Source organism: Brevibacterium samyangense (genome assembly GCF_039529845.1).
Taxonomy (GTDB): domain Bacteria; phylum Actinomycetota; class Actinomycetes; order Actinomycetales; family Brevibacteriaceae; genus Brevibacterium; species Brevibacterium samyangense.
In genome coordinates, this window is the sequence record NZ_BAAANO010000020.1 from 132,714 (window position 1) to 147,534 (window position 14,821).

At 71.6% G+C, this 14,821-nt stretch carries 9 protein-coding genes; 7 read left to right on the plus strand and 2 right to left on the minus strand.

From position 1 onward, the window contains the following. Positions 1-3: 3 nt before the first annotated feature. Positions 4-2,838, plus strand: a complete 2,835-nt coding sequence (locus tag ABD172_RS11250) for an excinuclease ABC subunit UvrA (RefSeq protein ID WP_425546679.1) — start codon at positions 4-6, stop codon at positions 2,836-2,838. Between the two features lie 163 nt (positions 2,839-3,001). On the opposite strand, the gene ABD172_RS11255 is transcribed toward ABD172_RS11250, so the two are convergent. Then, a complete protein-coding gene (locus tag ABD172_RS11255; protein ID WP_344309683.1) occupies positions 3,002-3,940 on the minus strand; it encodes a LysR family transcriptional regulator in 939 nt (312 codons plus the stop codon). An 85-nt stretch (positions 3,941-4,025) separates the two neighbouring features. Here ABD172_RS11255 and ABD172_RS11260 point away from each other — a divergent pair, with 85 nt between their 5' ends. The 5 genes from ABD172_RS11260 (at position 4,026) to ABD172_RS11280 (ending at position 12,228) form a co-directional block, all read left to right on the plus strand. Continuing rightward, a complete protein-coding gene (locus ABD172_RS11260; RefSeq protein ID WP_425546680.1) occupies positions 4,026-5,162 on the plus strand; it encodes a YeiH family protein in 1,137 nt (378 codons plus the stop codon). Between the two features lie 235 nt (positions 5,163-5,397). Then, entirely contained in the window at positions 5,398-6,894 is a 1,497-nt protein-coding gene (locus ABD172_RS11265) for a glycosyltransferase (protein ID WP_344309685.1), read from the plus strand. Beyond that, on the plus strand, positions 6,887-9,490 hold the full coding sequence (locus tag ABD172_RS11270; protein ID WP_344309687.1) for an ArnT family glycosyltransferase: 2,604 nt from the start codon (positions 6,887-6,889) through the stop codon (positions 9,488-9,490). Before ABD172_RS11265 ends, ABD172_RS11270 begins: the two co-directional genes overlap by 8 nt. Continuing rightward, positions 9,487-10,242: a response regulator transcription factor gene (locus ABD172_RS11275; RefSeq protein WP_344309689.1), complete on the plus strand. Its 756-nt coding sequence runs from the start codon at positions 9,487-9,489 to the stop codon at positions 10,240-10,242. The genes ABD172_RS11270 and ABD172_RS11275 overlap by 4 nt, the downstream gene beginning before the upstream one ends. A gap of 12 nt (positions 10,243-10,254) precedes the next feature. Continuing rightward, the gene (locus ABD172_RS11280; protein ID WP_344309692.1) at positions 10,255-12,228 is read left to right on the plus strand and encodes a sensor histidine kinase; all 1,974 of its coding nucleotides are present in this window, start codon (positions 10,255-10,257) and stop codon (positions 12,226-12,228) included. A gap of 216 nt (positions 12,229-12,444) precedes the next feature. Here the strand turns inward: ABD172_RS11280 and ABD172_RS11285 are convergent, their stop codons facing one another. Then, positions 12,445-13,704 (minus strand): hypothetical protein, encoded by a 1,260-nt coding sequence (locus ABD172_RS11285; RefSeq protein ID WP_344309693.1) that lies wholly within the window; start codon positions 13,702-13,704, stop codon positions 12,445-12,447. A 295-nt stretch (positions 13,705-13,999) separates the two neighbouring features. Between ABD172_RS11285 and ABD172_RS11290 the strand changes: the two genes are divergently transcribed. Then, on the plus strand, positions 14,000-14,686 hold the full coding sequence (locus tag ABD172_RS11290) for a hypothetical protein (RefSeq protein ID WP_344309695.1): 687 nt from the start codon (positions 14,000-14,002) through the stop codon (positions 14,684-14,686). Positions 14,687-14,821: the final 135 nt, after the last annotated feature.

Here is a 14,821-nt window from a genome sequence, read left to right on the forward strand (position 1 = left end):
TCGGTGCAGCACGAAGCCGGCCGACCCAGCCCCGCCCACGGCGCCGTCCGGAGCCTCGGTACAGGTCCCGCCCACGGCTCCGTCCGCGTCCGGGGCGCGCGGGAGAACAACCTCCGGGACGTCGACGTCGACATCCCGCGTGGTGCGCTCGTCGCGTTCACCGGCGTCTCCGGCTCCGGCAAGAGCTCGCTGGCCTTCGGCACCCTCTACGCGGAGTCCCAGCGCCGCTATTTCGAGTCCGTCGCGCCCTATGCCCGCCGCCTCATCGACCAGGTGGGCGTGCCCGAGGTCGACTCGATCGAGGGCCTCCCGCCCGCCGTCGCCCTCCAACAGCAGCGCACCGGGGGATCGGCACGCTCGACCGTCGGCAGTGCGACGACCCTCTCGAACGTCGTCCGCATGTTCTACTCCCGCGTCGGCACCTACCCCGAGGGTGCCGAACTCCTCCTCGCCGAGGACTTCTCGACGAACACCGTCCACGGCGCGTGCCCTACGTGCCACGGCCTCGGCCGCGTGTACGAGGTGCCCGACGAGCGCATGGTCCCCGACGACTCGCTCACCATCCGCGAGGGTGCGATCGCCTCGTGGCCGGGGGCCTGGCACCGCACCCAGATGCGCGACAGCCTCGTGAGCCTCGGTTACGACATCGACGTCCCGTGGCGCGACCTCCCTGCCGAGCACCGCGACTGGATCCTTCACTCCGGTGAGACCCCGCAGGTCCCCGTCTACGCGAAACGCCCGCCGGAGGAGGCCCGCCGCGCGCTCGCAGCGGGGGAGAAGCCCTCGTACATGGCCACCTTCGTCGGCGCGAGGAAGTACGTCCTCGACACCTTCGCGAACTCGCAGAGCGCGAAGAACCGCGAGCGCGCCGCGAGTTTCATGACGAGCGTCGACTGCCCTGCGTGCGGTGGCCGCCGCCTCAAACCGGCCGCCCTCGCCGTCACCGTCGCGGGCCTCGACATCACCGAGTTCTCCGCCCTGCCGCTCGATGCCCTCGTCGGCCTCCTCACCGAGCACCTCGCCTCCGTCGAGGAAATGGGATCCACCGCCGAGGCGCCGGCGCCGACCGGCAGTAGCGCGCCTTCGCGGCGGGCCGGCTCCGGCCGATCCGTCCTCCCACCCGAGAAGGTGAAGGCCACCCGCAGCCTCGTCCACGAGATGCTCGATCGTCTGCGCCCGCTCGTCGACCTCGGCCTCGGCCACCTTTCGCTCGATCGCACGGTACCGACCCTCTCGACCGGCGAACTCCAACGCATGCGCCTCGCCACCCAGGTGCTCTCGCAGCTCTTCGGTGTCGTCTTCGTCCTCGACGAGCCGTCCGCCGGCCTCCACCCGGCCGATATGGAGGCGCTCCTGCGGATCCTCCACACCCTCCGCGACACCGGCAACAGCGTCTTCGTCGTCGAACACGCCCTCGACATCGTGCGCCGGGCCGACTGGATCGTCGACATCGGCCCGGCCGCCGGCACCCACGGTGGCACGGTGCTCTACTCGGGCGAACCCGCGGGCCTCGCCGCGGTCACGGAGTCCTCCACCCGCCGGTATCTCTTCCCGGACACCGCCGAGGCGCACCTCCCATCCGGCACCACGTCCACCGGGGCAGCGGCGGCATCTACCTCCCAGGCGCCTGCACTCCACCGCACCGCCGCCGACCGGCGCACGGGCGAGGGCATCCTCGAACTCCGCGGCGTCGCCCGGCACAACCTGCGAGGTATCGACCTCGATGTGCCGCTCGGGACGTTCACTGCCGTCACCGGTGTGTCCGGATCCGGGAAGTCGACACTCGTGAACGAGGCGATCCCGGAGCTGCTGCGCCGGGGACTCGGAACCGCGACGGCTGATGCGCCGGCGGAGGGCGCCTCGGCTGGGGCCGGCGGGAATGCCGACGCGGACGGACCTGCCGACCCCGAGACCACCGGGCAGGACGGCGCTCCCTCGTTGCTCGCCCCGGCCGTCGCACCGACGCGCGGGAGTGCGGTGGCGCCGCGGGAACGGGTGCGGCGCGTCGTGCGGATCGACCAGAAGCCGATCGGGCGGACGCCTCGGTCGAACGTCGCGACGTACACCGGCGTGTTCGACCGGATCCGCACGCTCTTCGCCGCGACCCCGGAGGCGCGGAAGCGGCGTTACGGCGCGGGCCGGTTCAGCTTCAACAAGCCGGCCGGGCGCTGCCCGACGTGCAAGGGCGAGGGCGAGATGGAGGTCGAACTCCTCTTCCTCCCGACCGTCCACGCGCCGTGCAGCGACTGCCACGGCACGCGGTACGCACCGGAGACCCTCGAGGTCACGCTCGAGGGCCGGTCGATCGCGGACGTCCTCGCGATGTCCGTGACCGCAGCGCTCGACTTCTTCACGACCGAAGCGCCCGACGAGGAGGCCGCGCGGCACCTCCGGGCCCTCGTCGACGTCGGTCTCGGATACGTCGCAATGGGGCAGCCGGCACCGGAACTCTCCGGCGGCGAGGCGCAGCGGGTCAAGCTCGCGTCCGAACTCCACCGGCCGCGCAAGGGGGACACCCTCTACCTGCTCGACGAACCGTCGTCAGGGCTCCATCCGGCGGACACGGATCGGCTCGTGGCGCACCTCCAGCACCTCGTGGACGGGGGAAATACGGTGCTCCTCGCCGAGCACGACATGCGGGTGGTCGCAGCGGCCGACCACGTCATCGACCTCGGACCCGGAGCGGGCGCCGAGGGAGGCACGGTCGTGGTGACCGGGACTCCGGAGGAGGTCGCGGCATCCGCGGCCTGGAATCAGAGCGCCGGCACGGGTGGCGCCGCGGACGGGAGCACCAGCGTCACGGCCCCCTACCTCGCCGCGGAACTGCAGCCCGGCTGAGCGCCTCTGACGGCTGCTGAAGCCGAATCGCCAAGGGATTCGCCCAGGTCGATCGATTCGATTGCCGTCCCGTGGAAGGGAAAGCGAATCGGTTTCCCTCCTTGAATCCCTTTCCTCGAATCCGTTGGCGAAGCACCGGAGGAGTGACGCGCGGAACCCGCCCCTACCCCTTCGCCGCGATCGCCACGAGGTCCCGGGCGGGGCCGGGCGGGGGAGTGTCGCCCGTCCTCCACACCGCGTGGAGCGTCCGGGTGAGGTCGATCCCGGTGACCTCGACCGTGACGAGCCGGCCCAGCGCGAGGTCGTCGGCGAGCGCGAGCGAACTGAGCACCCCGGGCGCCACACCCGTGACGATCGCGGTGCGGACCGAGGCCGTGCTCGAGAGCTCGAGGCGCGGCGGTGCCAGGGTGAGGGGCCGGCCGGAGGTGCGGGACGCCTCGGCGAGGAAGAACTCGAGGGCCCGGCGGGTTCCGGACCCCTCCTCGCGGGTGATGAGCGGCGTCGCCGCGAGTTCGGCGGCGGTGACCGGCCGGCCGAGGCGCGCCCAGGGATGCGCCGGCGCGACGGCGACCCGGAGGGTGTCGTGGCCGATGGCGAGGGTGCGGAGGTCGGTGGGCACCTCGGGGGTCTCGATGAACCCGAGCGGCACGGTGCCGGCCCGGACGAGCGCGAGGACCGCCTCGCTGTTCACCGCGGAGAGGCCGACGTCCGTCGTCACCCGGCCGGGCGCCTCCTGGGACTCGCGGAGGGCGATGAGCCAGCGGGGGAGGAGGTACTCGGCGATCGTGAGGCTCGCGGCGACGTCGAGGTGCCGGGCGGTCTCCGAGCGGAGGGACGCGATCCCGGCGTCGAGGCGGGCAGCGGCAGCGAGCACCTCGGCGGCCCATCCGGCGACGATCCGCCCGGTCTGCGTGAGCCGGGAACCGCGAGCGCTGCGTTCGACGAGAGGTGCTCCCACCTGGCGTTCCATCGCCCGCACACGGAGCGACACCGCCTGCTGGGAGACGCCGAGGCGCTGCGCCACCCGGCCGAGGCTCCCGAGTTCGCCGATCGCCACGAGCATGTCGAGGTCGGCGAGGGAGGGGACGTGCGGTCCGAGCATGGGAGACAGGCTACAAGCATTGCTTGTGGCTCGACAAGGTTTCGGGTTCTACCGGGGACGCGGTCGTGTGCTCAGAGTGGAGCAGGTGAGTTCCTTCGTTCTTCGTCGTCCGCGCGTGGCGCCCGCGGTCGCTGCCGCGCGCTCCGCCGGTCCCGGTCTTGCACTCGCCTCCGGTGCGGCGCTCCTCGCATGGGTTGTGCACGTCGTGTTCCCTGCACTGCCGCTCCTCACGGTGGCCGTGGCGCTCGGGATCCTCTTCGCGAATCTGCCTGGGTTCTCGCGCCCCGACTCGGCACCCCACTCGGTCCTCGCCGCGGGACTGCAGGTGGCCTCGCGGACGTGCATGCGCCTCGGGATCGTGTTGCTCGGCCTCGAGCTCAGCCTCGTCGACGTCGCAGGGCTCGGGTGGGTGACCGGACTCGGGGTGATCGCCGTGCTCGTGTGCACGTTCGCGCTCACGTATCTCTTCGGGCGTGCGATGCGTCTGCCCGGTCAGCAGCCGCTCCTCGTGGCCGCGGGGTTCTCGATCTGCGGTGCCTCGGCGATCGGGGCGATGAGCCGGGTGACGCGCTCGGACGAGAAGGAGGCCGCCACCCCGATCGCCCTCGTCACCCTGTGCGGCACGCTTGCGATCGTCGTGCTCCCGGTGCTGTGGCACCCGCTCGGGCTCACCGATCTTCAGTTCGGTCACTGGGTGGGAGCGAGCGTCCACGACGTCGGCCAGGTCGTCGCGACCGCGCAGATCGCAGGGAGTGGGGCGCTCGCTCTCGCCGTCGTCGTCAAGCTCACCCGCGTGCTCATGCTCGCGCCGATGGTCGGGGTCGGCGCGTGGCTCGTGCGGCGGCAGGAGCGGCAGCGGCAGCACGCCCCCGGAGCGGCCGAGGCGTCGGCGCCCACCGACGGCGCCTCCGGAGACACCATCGCGATCGGTCCCGCGACACCGGCCAGCTCGGCCCGACCCGCACTCCCGCCGATCCTCCCGTGGTTCGTCGCCGGGTTCCTTCTCGCAGTGCTCCTCCGCACCCTCGTCCCCCTGCCCGAGGCGTTCCTCACCGCAGCCGACCTCCTCCGGACCGTACTCCTCGCGGTGGCGCTGTTCGGGTTGGGAGCCGCGGTGCGCCTCGGCGAGCTCGTGCGGACGGGGTGGCGCGCGCTTCTCGTCGCCCTCGTGTCCTGGGCGTTCATCGCCGCGCTCGCACTCGCCGCCGTGCACCTCGGGTGACCCGAGCCGCGACCGGAGCCGGCCCGACGCCAGACACACAGAGTTCCTGGATCCACAGCTCCCGGGAGGTGCGGTTCCAGGAATTTCGTGTGCCTCGGGCGACGCGGTTTCCGCACACTCCTGTCCGAACGCCCGGGACCGCCGACGCAGCCGTGGCGCAGCCCACTCGCTTCCCACAGCGACCGCACAGCCATGCCCGGAAAGCTCCATAGCCGCTGAGCGGATCGTGGACGGCATGAAGGAGAACACGCCGCCCACCGCCACGCCGACAGCCCCGGATCGGACGTACTCGGACCCGTCGTACACGCACCCTGGATACACCGAACCGTCGTACACCGGCCCGATATACACCGATTCGGCTCCGGCCGACTCGACGGACACCCACCCGGCACCCGGCGCGCTCACCGCACCCGCCCCCACCACCCCCGTTCGCGCCCGCACCACCGTCGACCTCCTCGTGCCCGTGTACAACGAGGAACAGCAGCTGCGCGACTCGGTCGAGAAACTCCTCGCGTTCACCGCCGGCTCACCGCACGACGTGACGATCGTCGTCGCCGACAACGCCTCGACGGATGCGACACCGCTCATCGGCTCGGGCCTCGCGCACGAGTATCCGCGGGTCCGGTACGTCCGCCTGGAGCACAAGGGGCGCGGCCGCGCACTCCGACACATCTGGTCGCGCTCGTACGCCGATGTCCTCGCCTACACCGACGTCGACCTCGCGACCGACATCCACCTCCTCGACCCCATGGTCTCCGCTGTCGCCCCGAGGCGCCCCGCCGGCGAAAGCGCAGCTGCGCCGGCACACGGAGGCGCACCCACCTCGCCGAGCGCCCCGAACGAACCCGAACCCGACAACCGCCCCACCGGCAACCTGCCCACCGACACCCTCCCGGTTGCCGATATCGCGATCGCGAGCCGCCTCCTCACCGACTCCCGGGTGGAGCGCGGCGTCAAGCGCGAGATCATCTCTCGCTGCTACAACCGCCTCCTGCGCGCGACGATGGACGTCGACTACTCGGACGCGCAGTGCGGCTTCAAGGTCGTCAACCGGCGGGCCGCCGAAGCGCTCCTCCCGCACATCACCGACACCGGGTGGTTCTTCGACACCGAACTCCTCACGCTCGCCCGCTGGTCGGGTCTGCGCGTCCACGAGTTCGCGGCCGACTGGACCGACGATCCCGATTCGAGCGTCGACGTCACCTCCACCGCACTCGACGACCTGCGTGGCATGCTCCGCATGCGTCGCACCCTCGCCCGCGGGGACTACCCACTCGCGGAGATCGCCCGCCGGGTCGGCCGCAGCCCCGCCCGCCCCAACACCGGCACTCAGATCCTCCACTTCGTCGACGTCGGCATCCTGTGCACGCTCGCCTACTCGCTGCTGTTCCTCCTTCTCACGGCCCTCGTGCCCACGCAGATCGCCAATGTTCTCGCGTTGCTGCTCAGCACTCTCGTGAACACCGCGCTCAACCGCCGCTACTCGTTCGGCATCCGCAATCCCGAGGGCATCGTCCGCCACCACCTCAAGGGGCTCGCAGTGTTCGGGCTCTGCTGGCTTCTCACCTCGAGTGCGATCACGCTCACCGCCGGACTCACCGGCACCTGGGCCCCGCTCGAGGTCCTCTCCGCCGTCACTGCGGCCAACGTCCTCGCGACGGTCCTCCGCTTCGCCCTCCACCGCACATGGGTCTTCGCCGACTCGACTCTCAGGAAGCACCGCCATGTCTGACACCACCGCCCCCACCACGAGCGTTCGCACTTCATCGCCGGTTCCACCGGCCTCACCGACCGGGGCCGCCGAGGCGCCTCGCGCCACCCGGCAGATCCCACCCCGGCACCGCCCTCCCCAGGACGGCCGATCCGGGCACTCCCGCCGCTGGGTCCACCCGCTCCTGCTGTGCCTGCTCGTCCTCGGGACGATCGGCGCCTACCTCGTGAATCTCACGGCGAACGGCTGGGCGAACAGTTTCTACGCCGCGGCCGTCCAGGCCGGTACCGAGAACTGGGAGGCGTTCCTCTACGGTTCGTTCGATGCAGCGAATGCGATCACGGTCGACAAGCCGCCGGCGTCTCTGTGGCTCATGGCCCTCAGTACCCGGGTGTTCGGCTTCTCCTCGTTCGCGATGCTTCTGCCGCAGGTGCTCCTCGCCGGCGTCACCGTGCTGCTCCTCGTGCACTCGACGCGCCTCGCGCTGCGGGACCTGTCGCCGCGTATCTCGGAGACCGTGGAGAAGGGAACTGCGCTCGCCGTCGGGCTCGTGTTCGCGCTCAGCCCGGTCGCGGCCCTTATGTTCCGGTTCAACAATCCCGATGCACTGCTCGTTGCCCTCATGGCGCTCGCGGTCGTCTCCACCCAGCACGCGCTCACCGCGATCAACCGGCGGGGCGGTGCTTCCGAAGCGGACACCGCAGAGGCGCCGGGCCGCGTCACCTCGACACGCACCACTCGTCCGGTTCGTACCACCGTGCTGTGGCTCGTCCTCGCAGGCGTCGCGCTCGGCCTCGGGTTCCTCACGAAGCAGTTCCAGGTCCTCCTCATCACTCCCGGCCTCCTGCTCGCGTGGCTCCTGTTCTCGCGCGGTACTGCAACGGCTCCGGTGTCCTGGCTGCGCCGGATCCTGCTCGCGCTCGTCCCCGTCGGCGCACTCCTCGTGAGCGCGGGCTGGTGGATCGCACTCGTCGAACTCGTGCCGGCCTCGATACGGCCGTACATCGGTGGTTCGCAGACGGATTCCTTCCTCGAGCTCACCTTCGGATACAACGGCCTCGGCCGTCTCACCGGCAACGAGACGGGATCCGTCGGCGGTGGCGGGGGCAACGGTGGCGGAGGCTGGGGCGAGACCGGCATCACCCGCCTCTTCACCGGCAGTTTCGGCACCCAGGCCGGCTGGCTCCTGCCGACCGCGCTCGCCCTCCTCGGCCTCGTCACCGCGGTGCTCGTCGTCGACGCGGTGCGCCGCGTCCGCACCGCACGTGGGATCGTCGCCGGTGCAGCGGCTCGGCTCCCGCACACCAACGCCGAGGCGCCCTGCATCTCCGGCGTGCCCGTTGCCGCCGGCACCCCGGCCACCTCGGTCACCCGCGGCACCTCGGCCACGGGCGCCTCCGCCGCTCCCGGTACCCCAGTCGTTCCGGGCACCTCGCTGCCGGCTGCACTCGTGCTCTGGGGCGGGTGGCTGCTCGTCACGTGGCTGACGCTGTCGTTCATGTCGGGGATCGTCCACGAGTACTACACGGTCGCTCTCACCCCGGCGCTTGCGTTCCTCGTGGTCGTACCGTTCGTCGTCCTGTGGCACCGCCGGGAACTGTGGGTGCGTGTCGTCCTCGCGGTCGTGCCCGCCCTCACCGGCGCGTGGCAGTACGTGCTCGTCGGTGACACGAGTGGTGTGCCGACGTGGCTGCGGATCACGGTGCTCGTCGCGGGTGTCCTTGCGTCGCTCGTGGTCGTCGTCTCCGCGTTCGGTCCGCGTGAGGACGCGACGAACACCCCGGAGACTGAGACGGAGACCGCTGACCACAAGCCGGTCGGCGATACCGGAACCGGTGCATCCGGTGCCCGAGGACTCCGCATCGGCACTGCGAGCGTGCTTCTCGCGCTCCTCGGTTTCACGGCGCTCGCGATCCCGGCGCAGCTCACCGTACGCACGATCGCACAGTCGACCCAGGGATCGATCGTCACGATCGCCGGCAGCAGCCAGGGCGGTCCCGGCGGCGGCATGCCCGGCGGAGGCACGGGCGGCGGCCCGGGCGGCATGCTCGGGGGCACTGCCGGTCCCGGCGGCACGACGTTGGGTGACGGCACCGATGGTGTGCCCGCGGCACCCGACGGCACGGTCCCCGGTGGCGCCTCGGGCGACGGCTCCACGGACGGCTCCGATTCCGCGACTGCCTCCCGCCCCGGCGGTGGCGGCGGCATGGGCGGTCTGCTCGGCTCCTCGGAGGCGAGCGAGGAGATGCAGGACCTCCTCCTCGCGGATGCCGAGGACTTCACCTGGGTCGCCGCGGCGATCGGCGCGAACAACGCCGCCGGCTACCAGCTCTCGACGGAGGAACCCGTCATGGCGATCGGTGGCTTCAACGGGACGGATCCCTCGCCGACCCTCGCGGAGTTCCAGCAGTACGTCGCCTCCGGCCAGATCCACTACTTCATCGGGTCCGGCGGCGGCCCCGGTGGAGGCATGGGAGGTGCCGGCATGGGTCAGGAGTCCTCGACCGCCTCGGAGATCACCGCGTGGGTCGAGTCGACCTTCACCGCGATCGACGTCGACGGCACCACCGTCTACGACCTCACCGGCACGGCCGCGTCTGCAGAGGACCTCTCATGACCGCACTCGCCCTGGATAATGAACCCATGGACCAGTCACTCACGCACCCCGACGGCTCACCCATGTGCGTCCTCGTGGTCGACGACGAGGCGAACCTCGCCGAACTCCTCACGATGGCGTGCACGCTCCAGGGGTGGCAGGCCGTGTCCACCGGCACCGGGCGGGACGCGGTCCGGCTGGCCCGCACCGAACACTTCGATGCGATCGTCCTCGACGTCATGCTCCCGGACATCACCGGGTTCGAGGTGATCGAGAAGCTCCGCGCGGAGAACAACGACACCCCCGTCGTGTTCCTCTCCGCCCGCGACGCCGTCGACGACCGGCTCACCGGCCTGCGCCTCGGCGGGGACGACTACGTGACGAAACCCTTCAACCTCGACGAGGTCGTCGCCCGGGTCGCCGCCCGCCTGCGCCGGTCGGGGGTTCCGGCCTCGGGTTCGGGGTCGGTCCTGCGGGTCGGTGACCTCGTCCTCGACGAGCAGAGCCACGACGTGAGTCGCGCCGGCATCCCGATCGACCTCACCGCCCGCGAGTTCGAGGTGCTCCTCCTCTTCATGCGCAATCCGCGGGTCGTCCTCTCGAAGGCACAGATCCTCGACCGCGTGTGGGACTACGACTTCGGCGGCAACGGCAACATCGTCGAGCTCTACATTTCCTATCTGCGCAAGAAGATCGACGCGCCCTTCCCGGACTCGCCGCCGCTGTTCCACACGAAACGCGGCGCCGGCTACGTCCTCCGCGCGGACGACTGAGGCAGTGGCCGGATGACGACCCCTCCCACCCCCGAGACGCCCCACGGCTCACCGACACCGCCCCACCTCCCGGCGCAGGCGGCCGGCTCCGCGCACCATCGCGGTTCCGCCCGCCCGGCGGGCGCGCGCTGGTGGTCGTTCCGCACCCTCCGGTCCCGCCTCATCGTCATGACGGTCGTCATCCTCGTCGTCATCGGCACCGGGATCGGCACCGGTGCCGTCGTCGCGGTCCGGTCCGCCCTCATGCACAGCCTCGACCAGGACCTCCTGTCGATGGCGAGCCGCGCGAGCGGGGTGCCACAAGCGGGCACGACCGGCGACGGGGGCGTCGGGGCCGGCGGACTCGGCGGGAACGGATTCGGAAGCACCGGACCCGGTGACGCCGGTGGGCAGGCGAGTGGCGCCTCGGCGGTGGACGAGGGGCTGCGGTTCCTCTTCCAGCCCGGCCAGGGCGACGGCGCGATCGCGGTCGTCACGGACGGGCGCACCGCGATCGGCATGATCGCCCGGGCCTCCCAGGGCGTCCCGGAGGACCTGCCCACCACCACGACCGAGGCGGTCCTCGGCACCCCGCTCGGCGCGGCCCCCAGCACCCGGGACCTGCCGGAGATCGGCGCGTACCGCCTCGTCGCCGTCACCGTTCCCGCTGGTGGGGGCGGTGCCGACGTCGGTGGGGGCGGCGGGGCGAACGCGGGGAGCGGAACGGCGGCCGATCGCACGATCGTCTACGGCATCCCGCAGACCGACATCGACCGCGCGCTCGCCCGCACGGGGTGGACGACGGTCGCGGTCGTCGCGCTCGGTGTGCTCGCGGCGGCGCTCGTCGCGAGTGCCCTCATCTCGCGGCAGTTGAAGCCGTTGCGGCAGGTGGCCCGGACCGCGACCGAGGTGTCCGCACTCGACCTCGACACCGGCGAGTCCGTGCTCGACACCCGGTTGCCCGCGGATCTCTCGACGCCGGGTTCGGAGGTCGGCGAGGTCGGGGCGGCGATGAACCTCATGCTCGACAATGTGGACACTGCGCTGCAGGCCCGTTACGCCTCCGAACAGCGGATGCGTCGGTTCGTCGCGGATGCGAGCCACGAACTCCGCACCCCGCTCACGACGATCCGCGGGTACGCCGACCTCACCCGATCGGTGCGCGGGAGCCTGCCCGCACAGGTGGCGACCTCGCTCGAGAGGATCGAGACCGGGGCGGTGCGGATGAGCGGGCTCGTCGACGACCTGCTGTTGCTCGCGCGCCTCGATGCAGGGCGGGAGCCGCGCGAGATCGGGCCCGTCGACGTCTCGGCGCTCGCCGTCGAACTCGTCGAGGACGCCCACGTCACGAGCCCCGACCACCGTTTCACCCTCGACGTGCCGGAGGAACCCGTCACCGCCTTCGCGATCGAGGGGCGCCTGCGGCAGGTGATCGGCAACGTCCTCACGAACGCCCGCGTCCATACGCTCGCGGGAACGCATGTGCATGTGGCGCTGCGGGCTGCCGGAGGAGCCGGTGCGCCGGTGGACGCATCCGGTGGGCTGGCGGTCGCCGGATCCGGTCGTGGGCAGCTCGCCGAGTCCGCTGGTCCGGCGGGGTCTTCGGGATCGGAGACGTCGATGGGGGACGGCGCCTCGGCAGGGCGGGGTGCTTCCTCAGGGCCGGTTGCTTCGGCGGATTCGAGTGCGCCGGCGGCAAGCGGCGGGACGGAACCCGGCTCCGGCCTCGCAGTTCTCACGATCGCCGACGACGGCCCCGGCATCCCCGAATCGATCCGCGACTCCGTCTTCGAACGCTTCGTCACGGCGGGGGAGGGGCGCTCACGATCGAGCGAGGAGCAGACAGCCGGCGGTAGTTCCGGCCTCGGCCTGTCGATCGCGCGGGCACTCATGGAACACATGGGCGGCCGGATCACGGTCGAGTCCCCGACGATCCCGGGAACTGGGGAACGCGGCTCCCACGGCACGACATTCACGCTCACTCTGCCACTCGCCACGAGCAACTGAGCCGGCTGGCCCGTCCGGCCGTGCCTCGACGTTTTCCCCCGGTGCGACTCTTTGTGCCGCAGACTCCCGTGAATGCAGCACAAAGAGTTGCAGGTGGAGATCGCGTTGCAGTGTTGCTGCTGTGGGTGTGCGTCGAGAGCGCCAGCCGGTGACACCGACGCGGAAGTGCAGCCCGGGCTATCAGTGACGACGGGGCCGGCAGCGACGGCTGGACTGTCAGCGGCGGCGGGTGAGCAGGACCGTCACGGCCCCGACCGCGAGGAGCACGAACGCAGCGCCGATCGAGGCGAAGTCCTCGCCCGTCGTCGGCAGGCGGACCGAGGTGACACCCCCGGCGATCGCCTCGTCGCCCGTCCGGAGCGAAGGCCCGGGCACCCGCTGCCCGTCATCGACAGGGACATCGCCGGCCGCGCTGTCGACCGGACCGCCGGCACTCCCTCCGCCGTCCGCACCCGAGGCGCCCCCTGCCCCGCCTGCGTCCGTCACCCCTCCGGCGGCCCCGGCGGCATCGGCCCCGTCCGTGTTACGGGTGTCGCCCGTGCTGTCGTCGGCGCCCGCGTTGTCGTTGCCCGAGGCATCGGCATCGTTCGTCGAGCCGTCATCGTTCGCCGGGCCGCCCGAGGCCGCGGCGAGCGTACCGACACCAGGGCCCTCGGTGTCCGAGCTCGCCGAGTCGCTGTTGTCACCGGGGGCGTCGTCGGTCGAACCGATCCGCGAGGGACCGGCGCCCACCCCTTCGCCGTCCGCGTCGGCCCGGTCCGTACCTGTCCCACCGTCGTCACCGGTCGCAGTGCCGCCGAGGGTCACCGTCGTCGAGGCAGTGTCGCTCCCCGTACCGTCGGCCGACTCCGCGGTCGCTCGGACGGTGAGAGGGCTCGTGTCCGCGTCGTCGGCACCGGCCTCGTCATCGGCCTCGCGCGACAGCGCAGGCGAGGCGTTCCATGTCCCGTCCTCGCTCGCCTGCGCGGTGGCGCGTGCGACACGCGTGCCCGCGGCGTCGCGGACGGTGACGGACACCGTCGCACCGGGTGCGAACCCGGACCCGGTCACGCGCAGGACACCGTCCGAGTAGGACGCGTCGACAAAGGCGTCGCGGGTTCCGGCGGGGTCCTCCGACGGTGCGGACGGAGCAGGTGAGGCGGGGGAGGTGGTGCGCGGCGCCTCGGCGTCAGGGGCGTCCGGGGACTGCGGGACCGGGTCGGGGTCGAAAGGGTCCGATGTCACTCCGGACGTGCCGGACGGATCGGTACTGCCGAGCGCGAGGACATGCACGGTGGGATCCGTTCGGACCGAGGAAGAGTGGAAGGTCCGGGAATGCGACGACTCGACGGCGAGTCCCGTCACGGCCTGCGCCGGTCCGACGGGGCCTGCCCAGACCGCGATTCCGAGCGCTGCGGACACACCGAGGACCGTGATCGCGGCTCGGCGAGCACGTGCGGTGTCGTGGGGACGCTGCGGGATCTGCGGGTTCGTCATGGGCGGTCCTCGGTCGGTCGGTTCGCACGTCGTTGTGCGTGCTTCCAGGGTACGCGTGTGCGGCGGTGACGAGCACGTCGTGTCCGCCCTCGGTTCGGCGTGTCACGAAGATTTCGCAGGACGGTGGGGCGAACCAGGAACGCTCACAGGCGCGGCAAAGGCAAGGTTCGGTGCAGGGACAGTCCTGCTGCCGACAGTGGAGGCATCGAGAAGAACGAGCGCAAACCGGGAACATGACGAGGTGTGGGACCGCCCTCGCGAGCGTCCCGGAGCGCCCCGGAGGAAGGACACCACGATGAGCCAGAACGATTCTCCCCGCAACGAGCAGCCCCGGTACGACGGGTACGGGGCCGGCGAATACGCGCCGACGCGCGTGAACCCGCAGGTGAGCGGTCCGGATCCAGCAGTTGCCGCGGCGTCGGCCGGGGGACCTGCCGGCGAGGTGGGTTACGGCCCGTCCACGTCTGCCGTCCCGCCGGCGCCCGTGGTTCCTCCGGCGCAAACCGTGCCGCCGGTGCCTGCGGTTCCGCCGGTGCCCGCCACCCCGTCGGTGATCGCGAAGAAAAAGCGACGGGCCGTGCCGCTCGTCCCCGCGCTCGCGGCAGGCGGAGCTCTCCTCGTCATCGGCGGTCTCGCCGGCGGTGCGATCGGCGCCGCAGGACGTGCCGCACTCGCGAACACCGGTGACGGGGCGAGCCAGTCGCAGTTCGCCGGCTCCGGTGGATCGAACGACGACGGTTCCCGGGGCGGAATGCCGGGAGGTTCGATGCCCGGAGGTGGTATGCCCGGAGGTGGTATGTCCGGAGGGTTCTCCGGGGACGACTCGTCCTCGGGCGATGCGAGCACCGGTACCCTGCCCGACGGCACAGAGCTTCCCGACGGTGCACAGGCACCCGGCGGCGGAGAAGCCGACGACTCAGCGGTGACGGAAGGCACCGCTACGGACGGCGCCGAGGCGAGTGGCGCCTCGGCGGTGGCGTGACGTTACGGAGACCTCGAGCCCCTTCGGTCGGCGGGGCCGAAGTCGCAATAGGTTGCGCGATTTCGCGGAAACACCGCAGCCGATCGTGACCTCAACGCGCCCACCTCGGGGAATCGCGATCTGAACGGAAACACA